Here is a 17,171-nt window from a genome sequence, read left to right on the forward strand (position 1 = left end):
GACGACCACGGCGGACGGGACCATATGGTCCGGCAGTTTGTCCGCGGCGAAGGTGCGCAGCCCCTCCCCGTCGACGTCGTCACGGGCCGGGACGACATAGGCGACCAGACGCGGCACACCGGGCTGGTCCTCGCGGACCACCACGGCGACCTGGCCGACGCTCGCGTGTGCCGCCAGCACCGCCTCGACCTCACCGGGTTCGATCCGGAAGCCACGGATCTTCACCTGGTCGTCCGCACGGCCCGCGAACACCAACTGACCGTCCACGGTCCACCGGGCCAGGTCACCCGTGCGGTACATGCGGGCGCCGGAGCCTCCGAACGGGCAGGCGACGAAGCGCTCGGAGGTCGGGCCGGGGCGCCGGACATAGCCGCGCGCCAGGCCCGCCCCGGCGACGTACAGGTCACCGACCACCCCCGGGGGCACCGGGCGCAGGAACGCGTCCAGGACGTACGTCCGCGTGTTCCACACCGGGCGGCCGATCGGCACAGCCCCGTCGCCCGGGGCCAGCGCCTCGGTCATCGTGGCGCATACGGTGGTCTCGGTGGGGCCGTAGGCGTTGACCATCCGCCGGTCCCGCGCCCACCGCGCGGACAGCGCAGGCGGGCAGGTCTCGCCCGCCACGACCAGCGTCTCCAGCGTGCCGGGCAGCCGGTCGACGCCCGCCAGCAGCGACGGCGGCACCGTCACATGGGTCACCGTGAAGTCGTCGAGCAGGTCCTCCAGCCGCCCGAACGGTGGCATCCGGTCCGCCGGGGCCACCACCAGCGTGGCACCCGCGAGCAGCGCCATGCACACCTCGGACACCGCCGCGTCGAAGCCGAGCGCGGCGAACTGGAGCACCCGGGAGTCCGGTCCGACCCGGAAGCGGTCGATCTGCGCGCCCGACAGGCCCGCGAGACCGGCATGGGTGACGACCACTCCCTTGGGTGTGCCGGACGACCCGGAGGTGTAGATGACGTAGGCCGGTTGGGCCGGGCACAACGGAGAGACACGGTCGGTGGCGGCCGGTGCGGTGGTGGCCGGTGCGGTGGTGGGGGCGGTCGCGATCTCGGCGGCGGTCGCCGGGGCGTCCCACCGCACCCGTGCGGCTCCGGCCGGGAGCAGCCCGCTGGTCGATGTGGTGCACAGGACCGTCGCCGGGTCGGCGTCGGCGAGCATGTAGGCGATGCGGTCGGCCGGATAGGCGGGGTCGACGGGCAGGTAGGCCGCACCCGCCGTGACGACGCCGAGCAGGGCGACGATCTGGTCTGCCGATCGCTCGATGAGGACGGCGACCCGGTCCTCCGGGCCGATGCCGCGGCCGAGCAGCGCGTGGGCGACCTGGTTCGCACGCGCCTCCAGCTCCGCATACGTCAGCGTGACCTCCCCGTCCGTCACCGCCACGGCATCCGGGGTGCGGGCCACCTGGGCCCGGAACAGCTCGGGCAAGGTCCGGGCGGAGGTCTCCCGGGCGGTGTCGTTCCAGGTATGGAGCACCGCCTGCCGTTCGGTCGGGTCGAGCACGTCCAGCTCGCTGAGCCGCATTCCGGGATCGGCGGCCAGCTGCGCCAGGACAGCCTGGAGCCGACGGGCGAGGTCGTGGGCCGTGGTGCCGTCGAACAGGTCCTTGGCGTACTGGAGGTCGCCGGTGATCCCGTTCGGCGCACCACGCTCATCGCGATGCTCGGCGAGGCTGATCGACAGGTCGAACCGGGCGGGGATCGCCTCGTCGGGGAGGGTGTCGGCGCTCTCGGGGTGCACGGTGAGACCGGGGAGGTCCCATTGCGCGGGCGGCACGTTCTGCAGCACCAGCATGATCTGGAACAGCGGATGCCGGGCGAGCGACCGCTCCGGATTGAGCTCGTCCACCAACCGCTCGAACGGCACGTCCTGATGGGCGTAGGCCGTCAGATCCGCCTCCCGGACCCGCCCCAACAGCTCCGCGAAGGCCGGATCGCCGCTGACATCGGTGCGCAGCACCAGCGTGTTCACGAAGAAACCGGCCAGGTCCTCCAGGGCCGCCTCACCACGGCCCGCTGTCGCCGTGCCGACGGGGATGTCGGTGCCCGCGCCGAGCCGTGCCAGCAGCATCGCCAGCGCCGCCTGCACCACCATGAACAGGGTCGCCGACCCCTGACGCGCCACCTCCAGCAATGCGGCGTGTGTCTCCGGGTCCACTTCCAGCGGAACCGAGCCGCCCTGGTACGACGCCACCGCCGGCCGCCTCCGATCCGCCGGAAGCGCCAGCTCCTCCGAAAGGCCGGTCAACGTCTGCCGCCAGTAGTCCAGTTGGGCACTGATCAGGCTGTCCGGGTCGTCCGGATCGCCCAGCACCTCACGCTGCCACAGCGCGTAGTCGGCGTACTGCACCCCCAGCGGCGCCCACTGCGGCACACCACCACCCAGCCGAGCCGCATACGCCACCCGCAGATCACTCGCCAGGACCCCCATCGACCAGCCGTCCACCGCGATGTGATGCGCCACCACCAGCAGCACAAACTCACACTCCGACAGCGCCACCAACGACACCCGCCACGGCAGCTCACCAGCCAGATCAAAGCCCCGCGCCGCCTCCCCGACCAGCACCCCCGCCAGCTCCGCCTCGCCGACGTCGCACACGCGCAACTCCGGCCGACCCGCCGCACCCACCAGAATCCGCTGCCGCGGCACACCACCGACCGCCGGAAACACCGTACGAAGACTCTCGTGCCGATCGGCCACATCACCCAGCGCGGCCTCAAGCGCGGTCAGGTCCAGGTCACCGGAGAGGCGCAGCGCGAACGCCATGTTGTAAGCGGCGCCCACCCCCGCTTCCTCGAGCTGGTTGAGGAACCACATCCGCTGCTGGCCGAACGACAGCGGGACCACATCGGGCCGTTCTCGTACGGTGATTCCGGCCCTGGTGTCGGCCCGGCCGCCCTCGGCCAGGCGGGCCAGGGACTCGGCGGTGGGTGCGCCGAACAGCTCGCGGATGCTGATCTCGGCGTTCAGCGCCGTCCGGATGGAGGCGATCAGCCGCATCGCCAGCAGCGAGTCACCGCCCAGGTCGAAGAAGGACTCCTCGGCGCCGACCCGCTCCAGGCCCAGCACCTCGGCGAACAGCCCGCAGACCACCTCCTCCAGCGGGGTCGCGGGCCCGCGGCCCCGGCCGACGGTGATGGCGGGGACGGGCAGGGCGGCGCGGTCCAGCTTGCCGTTGACGGAGACCGGCAGCGCTTCGAGCGTCACCACGGCGGCGGGCACCATGTACTCCGGGAGGCGGTCGGCGACGTACTCCCGCAGCCTCTCCGTGCCCCCGCCAACGGTCGGTACGACGTAGGCCACCAGCCGCTTCACCCCCGGCTTGTCCTCCCGCACCACCACCGCCACCTGGGCCACGCCCGCGTGGGCCGCCAGCACCGCTTCGACCTCACCGGGCTCGATCCGGAACCCACGGATCTTCACCTGATCGTCGGCGCGGCCCGCGAACACCAACTGCCCCTCGGCAGTCCACCGGGCCAGATCACCGGTGCGATACATCCGCACACCGGACCCGCCGAACGGCGCCGCCACGAAACGCTCCGCCGTCAGACCCGAGCGACCCGCGTACCCACGCGCCAGCCCCGCCCCGGCCACGTACAGCTCACCGACCACACCCGGCGCCACCGGACGCAGAAACTCATCCAGCACATACGCCCGGCTGTTGTCCATCGGATACCCGATCGGCACACCATCCGGCACCGACTCCCCGGCCCTGAACGCCAACTGCGTCGTGAACGCCGTCGTCTCCGTCGGCCCGTAGGTGGTACGGACCGTCAGCTCCGGATGGACATCCAGCAGGGCCCGGATCGCGGCGGCGGACACCACGTCCCCACCCGTGGACACCTCCCGGACGCCGGCGAAGATTTCCGGCGACTTCTCCGCGAGCACCCGGAACAACCCCGCCGTCGCGTGCACGTTCGTCACACCCTGGGCGGCGATCATCCGTCCCCGCGCCGCCGCGTCCTGCTCACCCGGCGGCAGCAGCACCAGTCGGCCACCGTGCACCAGCGGCACCCACAGCTCATACGTCGAGGCGTCGAAGGCGTGGTTGGCCTGCACGAGGACCCGCTCCACGATGTCCTCGCCCCAGGTGCGGTCCAGGGCGAAGGCGATCACGTTGGCATGAGTGACGGCCACGCCCTTGGGCACCCCCGTGGAGCCGGAGGTGTACATCACGTAGGCCACCTGCCGCGGAGACGCGAGGTGGCGCGCATACCGTGGCCCGACGGGCTCGGGCACCTCCCCGACCAGGACCGCGCCGAGTTCCGGCACCGGACGGTCGGCCAGCACCACCGACACCCCGGCCTCCCCGGTCACGGCCCGCAGCCGCTCCACGGGGTGCCCGGCGTCCAGCGGAACGTAGGCCGCGCCCGCCTTCAGCACGCCCAGCAGTACGGCAACGAGATCGGCACAGCGGTCCATCACCACTCCGACCCGCTCCTCCGGGCGGATGCCCCGTCCGATCAGCCAGTGCGTGATCCGGTCGGCCCGCTCGTTCAGGTCCGCGTAGGTCAGGGTGGCGCCCTCACCGACGACGGCCACCGCGTCCGGGGTGCGCGCCGCCTGGGCCTCGAACAGGGCGGGCAGCGTGGTCATGGGAAGCGGCCGCGCCGTGTCGTTCCAGCCGTACACCACCTGGTGCCGCTCGGCCTCGTCCACGACGTCCAGCCGGGACACCGGCACCCCGGGGTCGGCCGCGATCCGGCGCAGGACCCGCCGCACCCGCTCCGCGAGCGCCCGGACGGCTGCCTCGTCGAACGCGTCGGGCCGATAGTCGAACTGGAGCTCCAGCTCCTCGGAGGGGGACACGACCAGCGTGAGCGGGTAATGCGCCGCTTCCTCGCCCCCGCCGCCGACGATCCGGGCGGCGCCCAACTCCCGGGAGGACCGCGGGCCTTCCGGATAGCTCTCGTAGACGACCAGGGTGTCGAAGGTCGCGCCCGCGCCCGCCACCCGCTGGATCTCCGTCAGCCCCAGGTGCTGGTGCGCGATCAGCCCGGCCTGCTGGGACTGAAGGCCGGTCAGCAGATCGACGAAGCCGAGGCGCGGATCGAGCCGGACCCGGACCGGGACGGTGTTCATGAGCAGTCCGAGCATCCGCTCCACACCCGGCAGCTCGGCCGGGCGGCCGGCGACGGTGGCGCCGAACACCACGTCGCTCCGGCCCGTGAGCATGCCGACCATGAGCCCCCAAACACCCTGCACCACCGTGTTCACGGTCAGCCCGTGGACGCGCGCCACCTCACGCAGCGCCCGGGTGACCGGCGCGTCGAGCGTGACGACGACGTGCCGCGGCTGTACGGGCCGGGCGTCGCGCTGCATGGGGGCGACCACGGTCGGCTCGGTGACCTGCGTCAGCAGCCCCCGCCAGGCCTGCCGGGCCGCGTCCTTGTCCTGACGGTCCAGCCAGGACAGATAGTCCCGGTACGGGGTCACCGGCGGCAGACCCCTCGTGTCGCCGCCGGCGGCGTAGATCCGTGCCACTTCACCGAACAGCACAGGCAGCGACCAGCCGTCCAGCACGATGTGATGCATCGTCATCAGCAGCCGGTACCGGTCCGCTCCCAGCTTCAGCAGCGAGAACCGCAGCAGCGGCGGCACCGCGAGGTCGAACCGCCCCAGGTCCTCCTCGGCGAGCCGGGCCGCCTCGGCCTCGGCCTCCGCCACGGGCAGGCCGGACAGGTCCCTCTCGCGCCACGGCAGCTCGACCTCCCCCCTGACCACCTGTAAGAGTCCGCGGAAACCGGCCCGCAGATTCGCGTGCCGGTCCACCAGCGCCTGCCACGAACGCCGCAACAGCGCCGGGTCCAACGCGCCTTCCAGATTCAGATACCGCTGGCCCACGTACGCGTCGTGGGCGTCCTCGTCGTACCGCGCGTGGAACAGCAGCCCTTCCTGCAAGGGCGACAGTGGCCATACGTCGAGCAAGGCCGGGACCGCCGCCTCCAGTTCCTCGACCTCCGCCTGGGCGAGCGTGACCAGCGGAAAGTCGGAGGGAGTATGACCACCGCTGTCCGGCTCACCGGCGTGGGCCGCGAGTCCGGTGAGCATGGCGGCCCAGGCGGAGGCGATCGCCTCCAGTGCCGTGTCGTCGAACAGCCCGGCGGGGCACGCCAGCGTCAGAGTCAGCTCGGGTCCTCCGGAGAGGTCGCGGACCAGTCCGCCGGCCTCCACGGCGTGTGTGAGGACTGCGCGTTCGTCGGCGGTTCCACCGAGCGCCAGGTCCCGGGCGGGCTGCCAACTGGCCGTGGTCGCGGTGTGGTCGGCGGGGGTGAAGCGGCCCAGGTAGTTGAAACCGGCCTGTGCGGTGGGGAGTTGGGCGAATTCGGCCGCCGTCTCCGGGTTGAGATACCGCAGCATGCCGTACCCCAGCCCATCCCCCGGGACCGCCCGCACCTGCTCCTTGACCCGCTTCAGCAACCGACCGGCCTCCACGCCACCGGCCCGGATCCGCCCGTGATCCACCCCCGAGGCATCCAGCCGCACCGGGTACGAGCTGGTGAACCAGCCCACCGTGCGACTGAGGTCCATATCATCGGCCAAAGGCTCCCGCCCATGGCCCTCCACATCCACCAGCACCCCGCCGGAAAGAACACCCCGCTCATCCAGCGCCGCCACCAAACCCGCCAGCAGCACATCATCAACACCCGCACGGAAGACGGCCGGTACGCCGGTCAGCAGCTCCGCCGTCACCCCCACCGGCACCCGCACCTCAACACGGCGCGTACCACCCGCCACCGTGTCCACCACCGGATCCAAGCCCCGCCGCCCCAACACCGGATCCGCACCCTCAAGCACACTCAACCACCCCGGCAGCTCCGCCACCCGCTCCGGACGCACCGCCTCCGCAACCAGCGCCCGCGCCCACCCCCGGAACGACACACCCACCGCATCCAGCACCACCCCGGCACCCGACACATACGCCGCCACCAGATCCGGCACCAGCACCCGCCACGACACACCATCCACCACCAGGTGGTGGGCCACCAGCAGCAGCCGACCCGGCCGCTCGACCCCCGCGTCGAACCACACCACCCGCAGCATCCGGCCCGCCACCGGATCCAGCCGCCCGGCCTCCTCCTCCGCCACCGCCCGCACCCTCAAGGCCCACCGATCCCCGGCCACCCCGGCAGCATCCACCCGCCGCAGAACCGGCCTGACCGAGCCCTTCTCCGGTACCTCCAGCGCATCCGGCTCACCGCCGACCAGCACCAGACGGGCACGCAGCACATCATGATGGTCGAACACCGTACGTAACGCCGCCTCCAGACGCGACAGTTCCAGACCAGGCGGCACCTCCAGAACCATCGTCTGAGAGAACGCCCCGGTCAGCGCGGCCGACCCCGACCTGTCCACCAGCTCTCGCATGACGGGGGTCAGGGGCACCCGCCCCACACTCGTCGTGTGCGTCTGGGTGGGGCCCACGTCGGCGCCCTCGGCGATACGGGCCAGTGCGGCGGGGGTGCGGTGTTCGAAGACCTGCCGCGCACTGATCACCGCACCGGCGCGACGGGCGCGGGCGACGACCAGCATCGACATGATCGAGTCGCCGCCCAGCTCGAAGAACGAGTCCTCGGCACCCACCCGGTCCACACCGAGCACGTCACGGAACAGATCGCACAGGAGCTCTTCCATGGGCGTGGCAGGACCGCGCCCGCTCGCCCCGCCGAACTCCGGGGCGGGCAGCGCCGCCCGGTCCAGCTTGCCGTTGACCGTCACCGGCAGCGCGTCCAGGAGCAGGATGGCCGAGGGGACCATGTAGTCGGGCACCTTGCCCGCCACATACTCCCGCAACGCCTCCGCGTCCGGGTCGTCACCGGACGGGACCACATACCCCACCAGCCGCTTGGCTCCGGGCTGATCCTCCCGTACCACCACCGCGACCTGACCGACGCTCTCATGCGTCGCCAGCACCGCCTCGACCTCGCCCGGCTCGATCCGGAAACCACGGATCTTGACCTGATCGTCGGCGCGACCGGCGAACTCCAGCCGCCCGTCCAGCGACCATCGCGCCAGGTCACCCGTGCGGTACATCCGCTGACCGGGGCCGCCGAACGGCGCGGCGACGAACCGCTCGGCCGTCAGCCCCGCACGCCCCGCGTACCCGCGCGCCAACCCCGCCCCGGCGACGTACAGCTCGCCGACGAAACCCGGTGCCACCGGACGCAGAAACGCGTCCAGCACGTACACACGACTGTTGTCCATTGGGGCACCGATCGGCACGCTGTCCGGCACCGGGTCCCCGGCCGTGAACGCCAGCTGCGTGGTGAACGCCGTCGTCTCCGTGGGCCCGTAGGTGGTACGGACCGTCAGCCCCGGGTGCCTCTTCAGCAGGGTCCGGATGGCGGCGGCGGAGACCACATCCCCGCCGGTGGACACCTCCCGGACGCCGGCGAAGATCTCCGGCGACTCCTCCGCGAGCACCCGGAACAGCCCCGCCGTCGCATGCACATTCGTCACACCCCGGCCGGCGATCACCCGTCCCCGCGCAGCCGCATCCCGCTCACCCGGCGGCATCACCACCAGCCGCCCGCCCCGCGCCAGGGCCACCCACACCTCGTACGTCGACGCGTCGAACGCGTGATTCGCCTGCAGCAGGACGCGCTCCACCACGTCATCCCGCCAGGCACGGTCCGCGACGAAGGCGGCGATGTTCGCGTGTGTGACCGCAACCCCCTTCGGCACACCCGTCGACCCCGACGTATACATCACATACGCCAGGCCGGCGGGCGACACCGCGATCCCCGGATCCACCGGCTCCGCCCCGAACGCCTCCACCACCGGCACCACCGGCAGCCCGTCCACCTCCCGGTCGGCCAGCACCAGCGACACCCCGGCCTCCGCCACCACCGCCCGCAACCGCTCCACCGGATGACCCGCGTCCAACGGCACATACGCCGCGCCCGCCGTCACCACACCCAGCAACACCGCCACCAGCTCGGCTGACCGGTCCAGCACCACCCCCACCCGGTCCTCCGGCCCCACACCCCGATCGCTGAGCCAATGGGCAACGCGACGCGCCCGGTCCGCCAGCTCGCCGTAGGTCCAGGACACGTCACCGTCAACCACCGCCACCGCGTCCGGGGTGCGGGCCACCCGGGCCGCGAACAGCTCGGGCAGCGTATGGACGGGCAGCGGCTGGGCGGTGTCATTCCACGCCTCCACCACCTGCCGCACCTCGACGGGATCCAGCGCCTCCAGCCGCCCGAGCTCCCGGTCGGGGTCGGTGGCGATCTGCTCCAGCACCCGCACCAGCCGCTCCCCCAGCCGCCGCACGTCCGCGGCGTTCAAGAGGCCGGGCTGGTAGTCGAAGCGCAGTTCCAGCTCGTCCAGCGGGATCACGGCCAGGGCCAGCGGATAGTGGGCCGCGTCCTCGCTCGCGGAACCGTCGATCTTCAGGCCGCTGAGCTGGAGCGGACCGTCGGGGTTGCGCGGATAGTTCTGGTACACCAGGAGCGTGTCAAAGGCCGCCCCGGTACCGGCAACGCGCTGGATCTCCGCCAGCCCCAGGTGCTGGTGCGGAAGCAGCCCGGCCTGCTGGACCTGAAGGTCCGCCAGCAGCTCGGCGACCGTGCGGTAGGGGTCGAGGCGGACGCGGACCGGCACCGTGTTGATGAACAGGCCGAGCATCCGCTCGACGCCGGGCAGATCGAGGGGGCGACCGGCCACCACGGCGCCGAAGACGACGTCGCTGCGGCCGGTCAGCATCCCGAGCAGGGTGCCCCAGGCGCCCTGTACCACCGTGTTCAGGGTCAGCCCGTGGCGGCGGGCGGTCTCCCGCAGAGCCTGTGTCAGCTCCGCATCGACCCGTACCGTGGTGTGCCGCGCGGCGGACGAAGGGCTCGCGGTGGAGCGGTTGGGGCGGACCAGTGTGGGTTCGTCCATGCCGGCGAGCGCCGCGCGCCAGGCCTCCCGGGCGGCGTCCTTGTCCTGACGGCCCAGCCAGGTCAGATACTCCCGGTAGGGGGTCACCGGCGGCAGCCCTGTGACATCGCCGCCGGTGGCGTACAACCGGGACAGCTCGCCGAAGAGAACCGGCAGTGACCAACCATCCATCAGGATGTGATGCAGCGTCAGGACAAGCTGGTGGCGCGCGTCGTCCAGCTTCACCAGCAGCAGCCGCAGAAGTGGCGGGACGGAGAGGTCGAAGCGGGCCTTCTCCGCCTCGGTGAGGCACCGGACTTCGGCCTGCCGCTCGGCCGGCTCCAGGGCGGACAGATCGACCTCGCGCCACGGCAGTTTCACGCCCGAGGCGATCAGCTGAACGGGGTTGCCCGTGCTGCGCCGCTGGAAGCTCGCCCGCAGCGTCGCGTGCCGGTCGAGCAGTGCCTGCCAGGATGCCTTGAGGACGTCGACGTCCAGCGCGCCCCTGAGCTCCATCGCTCCCTGGAGCACATAGACGTCGTGGGCGTCCTCGTCGTACCCCGCGTGGAAGAGCAGGCCTTCCTGGAGCGGCGACAGGGGCCACACATCCTCGATACGCACCTGGGTCACCGCGCTCCCCCTTCGTCTGCAAGCCTGATCTGGAACTCGTCGATCTCGTCCTGAGTGAGCGTCACCAGGGCGAAGTCGGAGGGGGTATGGCCGCTTCCTGGGTGGGCGCCGTCGGGGTCGTCGGTGTGGGCCGCCATCCCGGTGAGCATCGCGACCCATCCGGCGGCCAGTTCATCGAGCGCGGCCCGGTCGAGCAGGCCTTTCGGGCAGGTCAGGGTCACGGTCAATGCGGGTCCTTCGGGCAGGTCACGCACGAGCCCCCCGGCTTCGAGCGCATGGGAAACGGCCATCCGGGCGTCGGCCGAGCCGCCCAGGACCACGTCTCCGACAGGCTGCCAGCTCGCCCCGGCGATGTCATGGCCGTCCAACTGCCCAGCCGCCGAGGTGAAGCGCCCCAGGTAGTTGAAGCCGATCTTGGCCGTCGGCACTTCCGACAGGGCCGGGGCCGTCTCCGGGTTGAGGTAGCGCAGCAGCCCGTAGCCGAGCCCGTCGCCGGGCACCGACCGCAGCTGCTCCTTCACCTGCTTGATGAGCACGCCGACCGCCGCGGCGCCGGAGCGGATCTCCGCGTACGGGGTGGTGCCGGGGTCCAGGCGCACCGGGTGCGAGCCGGTGAACCAGCCGATCGTCCTGGTGAGGTCGATGTCCTGGCCGCCCGGACCTTCGGCGAGCGGCACCCGGCCGTGCCCCTCGATGTCGACGAGCATCCCGGAGGCGGTGGTGCGCCCCCTGGTGTGGTGCCACTCGGCCAGCGCGCCGACGAGGCCGGCCAGCAGGACGTCCTCGACCCCCGCGTAGAAGGCGGCCGGGATCCGAGTGAGCAGGGCGGTCGTCACGCCGACGGGCACCGCCAGGGACACCGCGTGCACACCGGCGGCCACCGTGTCCACGGCCGGGTCGAGCGGGCGGGTGCCGATCAGCGGGTCCGGGCCGTCCAGCAGCCGGGTCCACTGGGGCAGTTCGGCCACCCGGTCGGCGTGTACGGCCTCCCGGCGCAGGACGTGGGCCCAGCGCCGGAAGGACGTTCCCACCGGGTCGAGCCGGACGTCCCGGCCGGCCTCCAGCGCCTCGTAGGCGGACGCCAGGTCGGGCAGCAGCACGCGCCAGGACACTCCGTCGACCACCAGATGGTGCGCCACCAGCAGCAGACGACCCGGGGCGGCCGGGCCCGCGTCGAACCAGACGAGCTGGAGCATCACGCCCGCCGTCGGGTCGAGCCGGTCCACGGCGGCGCGGAACTCCGCCGTCACGTCCGGTGTGGCGGCGCGCACCAGACAGTCCGCGCCGGTCGGTCCACCGCCGCGCTCCGGCACCACCAGGGCGTGCGGTCGGCCGTCCGCGAGTTCGAGGCGGGCCCGCAGGATGTCGTGGTGGTCCAGCAGTGCCTGAACCGCGGTGGCGAGCCGGGCGAGGTCGAGTCCTGCCGGGACCTCGACCAGCATCGACTGGGTGAGGGATCCGATCAGCGCCGTGGGACCGGCCCGTTCGGCCAGCTCCCGCATCACCGGAGTGAGCGGGATCGAGCCGATGCCCACGTCGGTTTCGCGTACGACGGCGGCGGGCTCGGCGGCGGCCCGGCCTGCCACGAGGGCCAGGGCGGCCGGAGTCTTGTGCTCGAACATCTGCCGGGCGCTGATCACGAGTCCGGCGCGGCGGGCCCGGGAGACGACCAGCATCGACATGATCGAGTCGCCGCCCAGCTCGAAGAACGAGTCCTCGGCGCCGGCCCACTCCACGCCCAGCACCTCACGGAACAGTCCGCACAGCACCTCCTCGGCCGGAGTCGCCGGGCCCCGGCCGGCCGGGCGGGCGCCGAGGTCCGGCGACGGCAGCGCGTCCCGGTCGAGTTTGCCGTTGACGGTGACGGGCAGCGCGTCCAGGGCGACGACGGCGGCCGGCACCATGTGTTCCGGCATCCGGCCGGCCACATGGTCGCGCAGCGCCCCGGCGTCGATGCCGGTGTCCGGGTCGGCGGCCACCACATAGGCGACCAGACGCTTGACGGTGCGGGCATGGCCGTCCTGCCGGTCGGCGCGGGCGATCACCGCGACCTGGCCTACGCTGTCGTGCCCGGCCAGCACCGCCTCGATCTCGCCGGGTTCCACGCGGAAGCCACGGATCTTCACCTGGTGGTCGACGCGCCCCGCGAACCGCAGTTCGCCCTCGGGGCTCCAGCGCGCGAGGTCGCCGGTGCGGTACATCCGCTCGCCGGAGACGGAGAACGGACAGGCGATGAAGCGCTGCGCGCTCAGGTTCGGGCGCCGCAGGTATCCGCGCACCACGCCCGTTCCGGCGACATACAGTTCGCCGGTGACACCAGGTGGCACCGGGCGCAGGAACTCGTCCAGGACGTACACGCGGACGTTGGCGATCGGGCCGCCGAGCGACACGGTGTCGGGGAGTTCCGCGGGCGCCGTCCAGCAGGTGACGTCCACGGTGTTCTCGGTGGGGCCGTACTCGTTGTAGAACGCCCGCCCCGGGGCCCACCGACGGACCACGTCCGGGCCGCACTCCTCGCCCGCGGTGACCACATGCTCGATCCCACGCAGCACGGCCTCGGTCCGGGCGTCGTCCCCGGTGAGGGTCTCCAGGACGCTCGGGGTGAAGGTGACGGCGTTGGGGGTCAGCGTCTCCAGTTCCAGCAGGAGATCGCCGTCGCGCCGGGCGACGCAGAGCGTGGCACCGCCGGCCAGGGTCGGGAAGATCTCCGACACGGAGGTGTCGAAGGACACCGATGCGAATTGCAGCACCCGGTCGCCGGGCCCCCAGCCGTAGGCGCCGATCCTCCACGTCACGTAGTTGACGAAACCCCGGTGCGGGACGGCGACGCCCTTGGGGGTGCCGGTGGATCCGGAGGTGTAGATCACATACGCGGGGTGGGCGGGCCGCAGCGGCACGACGCGGTCGGCGTCGGTCGGCGCGGTCGGCGGACGGCCCGCCAGGTCGGCGGCGACGCCGGGGTCGTCCCAGAGGAGCCGTTCGAACCCGGCGGTGGACCGGGCGTTCCGGCGGGTGCACACGAGTGCCGCCGGGCGCGCGTCGTCCAGCATGAAGCCGATCCGCTCAGCCGGATAGCCGGGGTCGATCGCAACGTAGGCGGCGCCCGCCTTCAGCACGCCGAGAAGCACTGTGAACAGGTCGACCGACCGCTCCATCACCACGCCGACCAGGTCCTCCGGGCCGATGCCCCGGGCGATGAGCCAGTGCGCGACCTGGTTGGCCCTCGCCTCCAGCTCCGCGTAGGTCAGGGCGGCCTCCGCGGTGACGATCGCCGGCAGCTGGGGCGTCCGGGCCGCCTGCGCCTCGAACAGGTCGGTGACCAGCGCGGCCGGCACGGCCCGGGCGGTGTCGTTCCACTCGTCCAGGAGGCGCCGCCGCTCGGCGGGTTCCAGGACATCGAGGTCGGCTACCCGGAGCTCTGGATCGCGGGTGAGCTGCTCCAGGAGCCGGTTCAGCCGGGCCGCCAGCTCCCGGGCCGAGGCCTCGTCGAACACGTCGGGCCGGTACTCCAGCCGCAGCTCCAGGCCGTCGCCGGGGGTCGCGAGCAGGGTGAGCGGATAGTGGGCCGCCTCCTCGCCGCCGCCTCCGGTGATGGGCAGTCCGCCGGGCAGCCGGGTGGCGTCGGGGTCGTGCGGATAGTTCTCGTAGACCACGAGGGTGTCGAAGGTCGCCCCCGGTCCTGCCAGGCGCTGGATCTCGGTCAGTCCCAGATGCTGGTGGGCGATGAGTTCCGCCTGCTGGGCCTGGAGGTCCGTGAGCAGGTCGGTGAAGCGCTGTCCGGGCCGCAGACGGACCCGTACCGGGAGGGTGTTGATGAACAGGCCCAGCATCCGCTCGACGCCCGGCAGATCGGCCGGACGGCCGGCGACGGTGGTGCCGAAGACCACGTCGCTCCGGCCTGTGAGCATGCCGACCAGGACCGCCCAGGCGCCCTGCACGACGGTGTTCAGCGTCAGACCGTGCTCCCGCGCCGTCTCCCGCAGCGCGAGGGTGAGAGCGTCGCCGGTGCGGGCGACGACGTGTTCCACCGGGGCGCCGCCGCCGTCCACCGGGCCCACCAGGGCGGGGTCGTCGGCACCGGCGAGGAGGTCCCGCCAGGCGTCGCGGGCTGCGGCCTTGTCCTGACGGCCGAGCCAGGCCAGGTAGTCCCGGTACGGGGTCACCGGCGGCAGACCGCTCGCGTCGCCCCCGGCCGCGTAGATCGTGGACAGCTCGCCGAACAGGACGGGCAGGGACCAGCCGTCCAGCACGATGTGGTGTGAGGTGACCAGCAGCCGATGGCGCGCGGGCCCCCGCTTCAGCAGCAGCAGTCGCAGCGCCGGTGGCACGGTGAGGTCGAACGGCGCCAGGTCCTCCTCGGCGAGCCGGGCCGCCTCGGCCTCGGCCTCCGCCGCGGGCAGACCCGACAAGTCCACCTCCCGCCACGGCACATCCACATCCCGCACCACCACCTGCACCGGGCTCTCCATCCCGGGCGGCTGGCAGAACGCCGTCCGCAGACTCGCGTGCCGATCGAGCAACGCCCGCCACGAACGCCGCAGCAGTTCCGTATCCAGGTCTCCTTCCAGGTCCAGGTGGCGCCGGCCCACATACACATCGCGGGCGCCTTCGTCATAGCGCGCGTGGAACAACAGCCCTTCCTGCAACGGCGACAGTGGCCATACGTCGAGCAAGGCCGGGACCGCCGCCTCCAGCTCCTCGACCTCCTCCTGGGCGAGCGTGACCAGCGGAAAGTCGGAGGGAGTATGACCACCGCCGTCCGGCTCACCGGCGTGGGCCGCGAGTCCGGTGAGCATGGCGGCCCAGGCAGAGGCGATCGCCTCCAGCGCCGTGTCGTCGAACAGCCCGGCGGGGCACGCCAGCGTCAGAGTCAGCTCGGGTCCTCCGGCGAGGTCGCGGACCAGACCTCCTGCGTCGAGCTCGTGGGTCAGCACCATGCCGTCGTCGGCCGTACCGCCCATGGCGGTGTCGGGGGCGGGCTGCCAGGCACCGTCCGGCGTGTCATGGGCGGGGGTGAAGCGGCCGAGGTAGTTGAAGACGATGCGCGCCTCGGGCAGTTCGGCGAACTCCAGGGCGGTGTCCGGGTTCAGATGGCGGAGCATGCCGTACCCCAGCCCGTCCCCCGGGACCGCCCGCAGCTGCTCCTTGACCCGCTTCAGCAACCGACCGGCCTCCACACCACCGGCCCGGATCCGTCCGTGGTCGACGGTGCCCGGGTCGAGCCTGACGGGGTACGAGCTGGTGAACCAGCCCACCGTGCGACTGAGGTCCATGTCATCGGCCAGAGGCTCCCGCCCGTGGCCCTCGACGTTCACCAGCACCCCGCCGGGTAGACCGCCTCGCTCATCCAGCGCCGCCACCAACCCGGCCAGCAGCACATCATCAACACCCGCATGGAAGACGGCCGGTACGCCGGTCAGCAACTCCGCCGTCACCCCCACCGGCACCCGCACCTCAACACGGCACGTACCACCCGCCACCGTGTCCACCACCGGATCCAAGCCCCGCCGCCCCAACACCGGATCCGCACCCTCAAGCACACTCAACCACCCCGGCAGCTCCGCCACCCGCTCCGGACGCACCGCCTCCGCAACCAGCGCCCGCGCCCACCCCCGGAACGACACACCCACCGCATCCAGCACCACCCCGGCACCCGACACATACGCCGCCACCAGATCCGGCACCAGCACCCGCCACGACACACCATCCACCACCAGGTGGTGGGCCACCAGCAGCAGCCGACCCGGTCGCTCGACCCCCGCGTCGAACCACACCACCCGCAGCATCCGGCCCGCCACCGGATCCAGCCGCCCGGCCTCCTCCTCCGCCACCGCCCGCACCCTCAAGGCCCACCGATCCCCGGCCACCCCGGCAGCATCCACCCGCCGCAGAACCGGCCTGACCGAGCCCTTCTCCGGTACCTCCAGCGCATCCGGCTCACCGCCGACCAGCACCAGACGGGCACGCAGCACATCATGGTGATCGAGCAGCGTGCCCAACGCCGCCTCCAGACCCGACAGTTCCAGACCAGGCGGCACCTCCAGCACCATCGTCTGAGAGAACGCCCCGGTCAGAACCGTCGGGCCGGAGCGCTCGGCGAGTTCCCGCATCAACGGGGTCAAGGGCACGGTGCCGGTCCCCCGCTCGTCGGTGCTGCCGGTGGCCTCCACGGTGGCCGCGGCCCGGGACAGTGCGGCCGGGGTGCGGTGCTCGAAGACATTCCGGGCGGTGAGCAGGACTCCGGCGCGGCGGGCGCGGGTGACGAGCAGCATCGACATGATCGAGTCGCCGCCCAGCTCGAAGAACGAGTCCTCGGCCCCGATCCGCTCCAGGCCGAGCACCTCGCGGAACAGACCGCACAGGATCTCTTCCATCGGCGTGGCCGGACCGCGCCCGGTGGATCCGCCGAACTCGGGGGCGGGCAGCGCCGCCCGGTCCAGCTTGCCGTTGACCGTCACCGGCAGGCCGTCCAGGACCACCACAGCAGCGGGGACCATGTACTCCGGCACGATTCGCCCGGCGTGCGCCCTCAGCGCTTCCCCGTCAACCCCGTCACCCGACGGTACGACGTAGGCCACCAGCCGTTTGACCCCCGGCTGATCCTCCCGGGCCACCACCGCCACCTGACCGACACCCTCATGCCCGGCCAGCACCGACTCGATCTCACCCAACTC

The 17,171-nt window shown here is 72.3% G+C and carries 2 protein-coding genes (both only partly in view); both read right to left on the reverse strand.

Annotated features, from left to right (window positions below; translation table 11 throughout):
- Positions 1–10,497, reverse strand: the 5' portion of a protein-coding gene (locus tag HUT19_RS01200) for a non-ribosomal peptide synthase/polyketide synthase (RefSeq protein ID WP_254885360.1). Its footprint begins 12,954 nt before the window's first position; only the first 10,497 of its 23,451 coding nucleotides appear in the window; it begins with the start codon at positions 10,495–10,497; its stop codon lies off the left edge, out of view.
- Positions 10,494–17,171: the 3' portion of a non-ribosomal peptide synthase/polyketide synthase gene (locus HUT19_RS01205; protein WP_176178652.1), read on the reverse strand. It continues 13,587 nt past the right edge of the window; the window shows 6,678 of its 20,265 coding nt (coding positions 13,588–20,265); its start codon lies off the right edge, out of view; the stop codon is at positions 10,494–10,496. The genes HUT19_RS01200 and HUT19_RS01205 overlap by 4 nt, the downstream gene beginning before the upstream one ends.

Origin of the sequence: Streptomyces sp. NA02950 (genome assembly GCF_013364155.1) — a bacterium.
Taxonomy (GTDB): Bacteria; Actinomycetota; Actinomycetes; order Streptomycetales; family Streptomycetaceae; genus Streptomyces.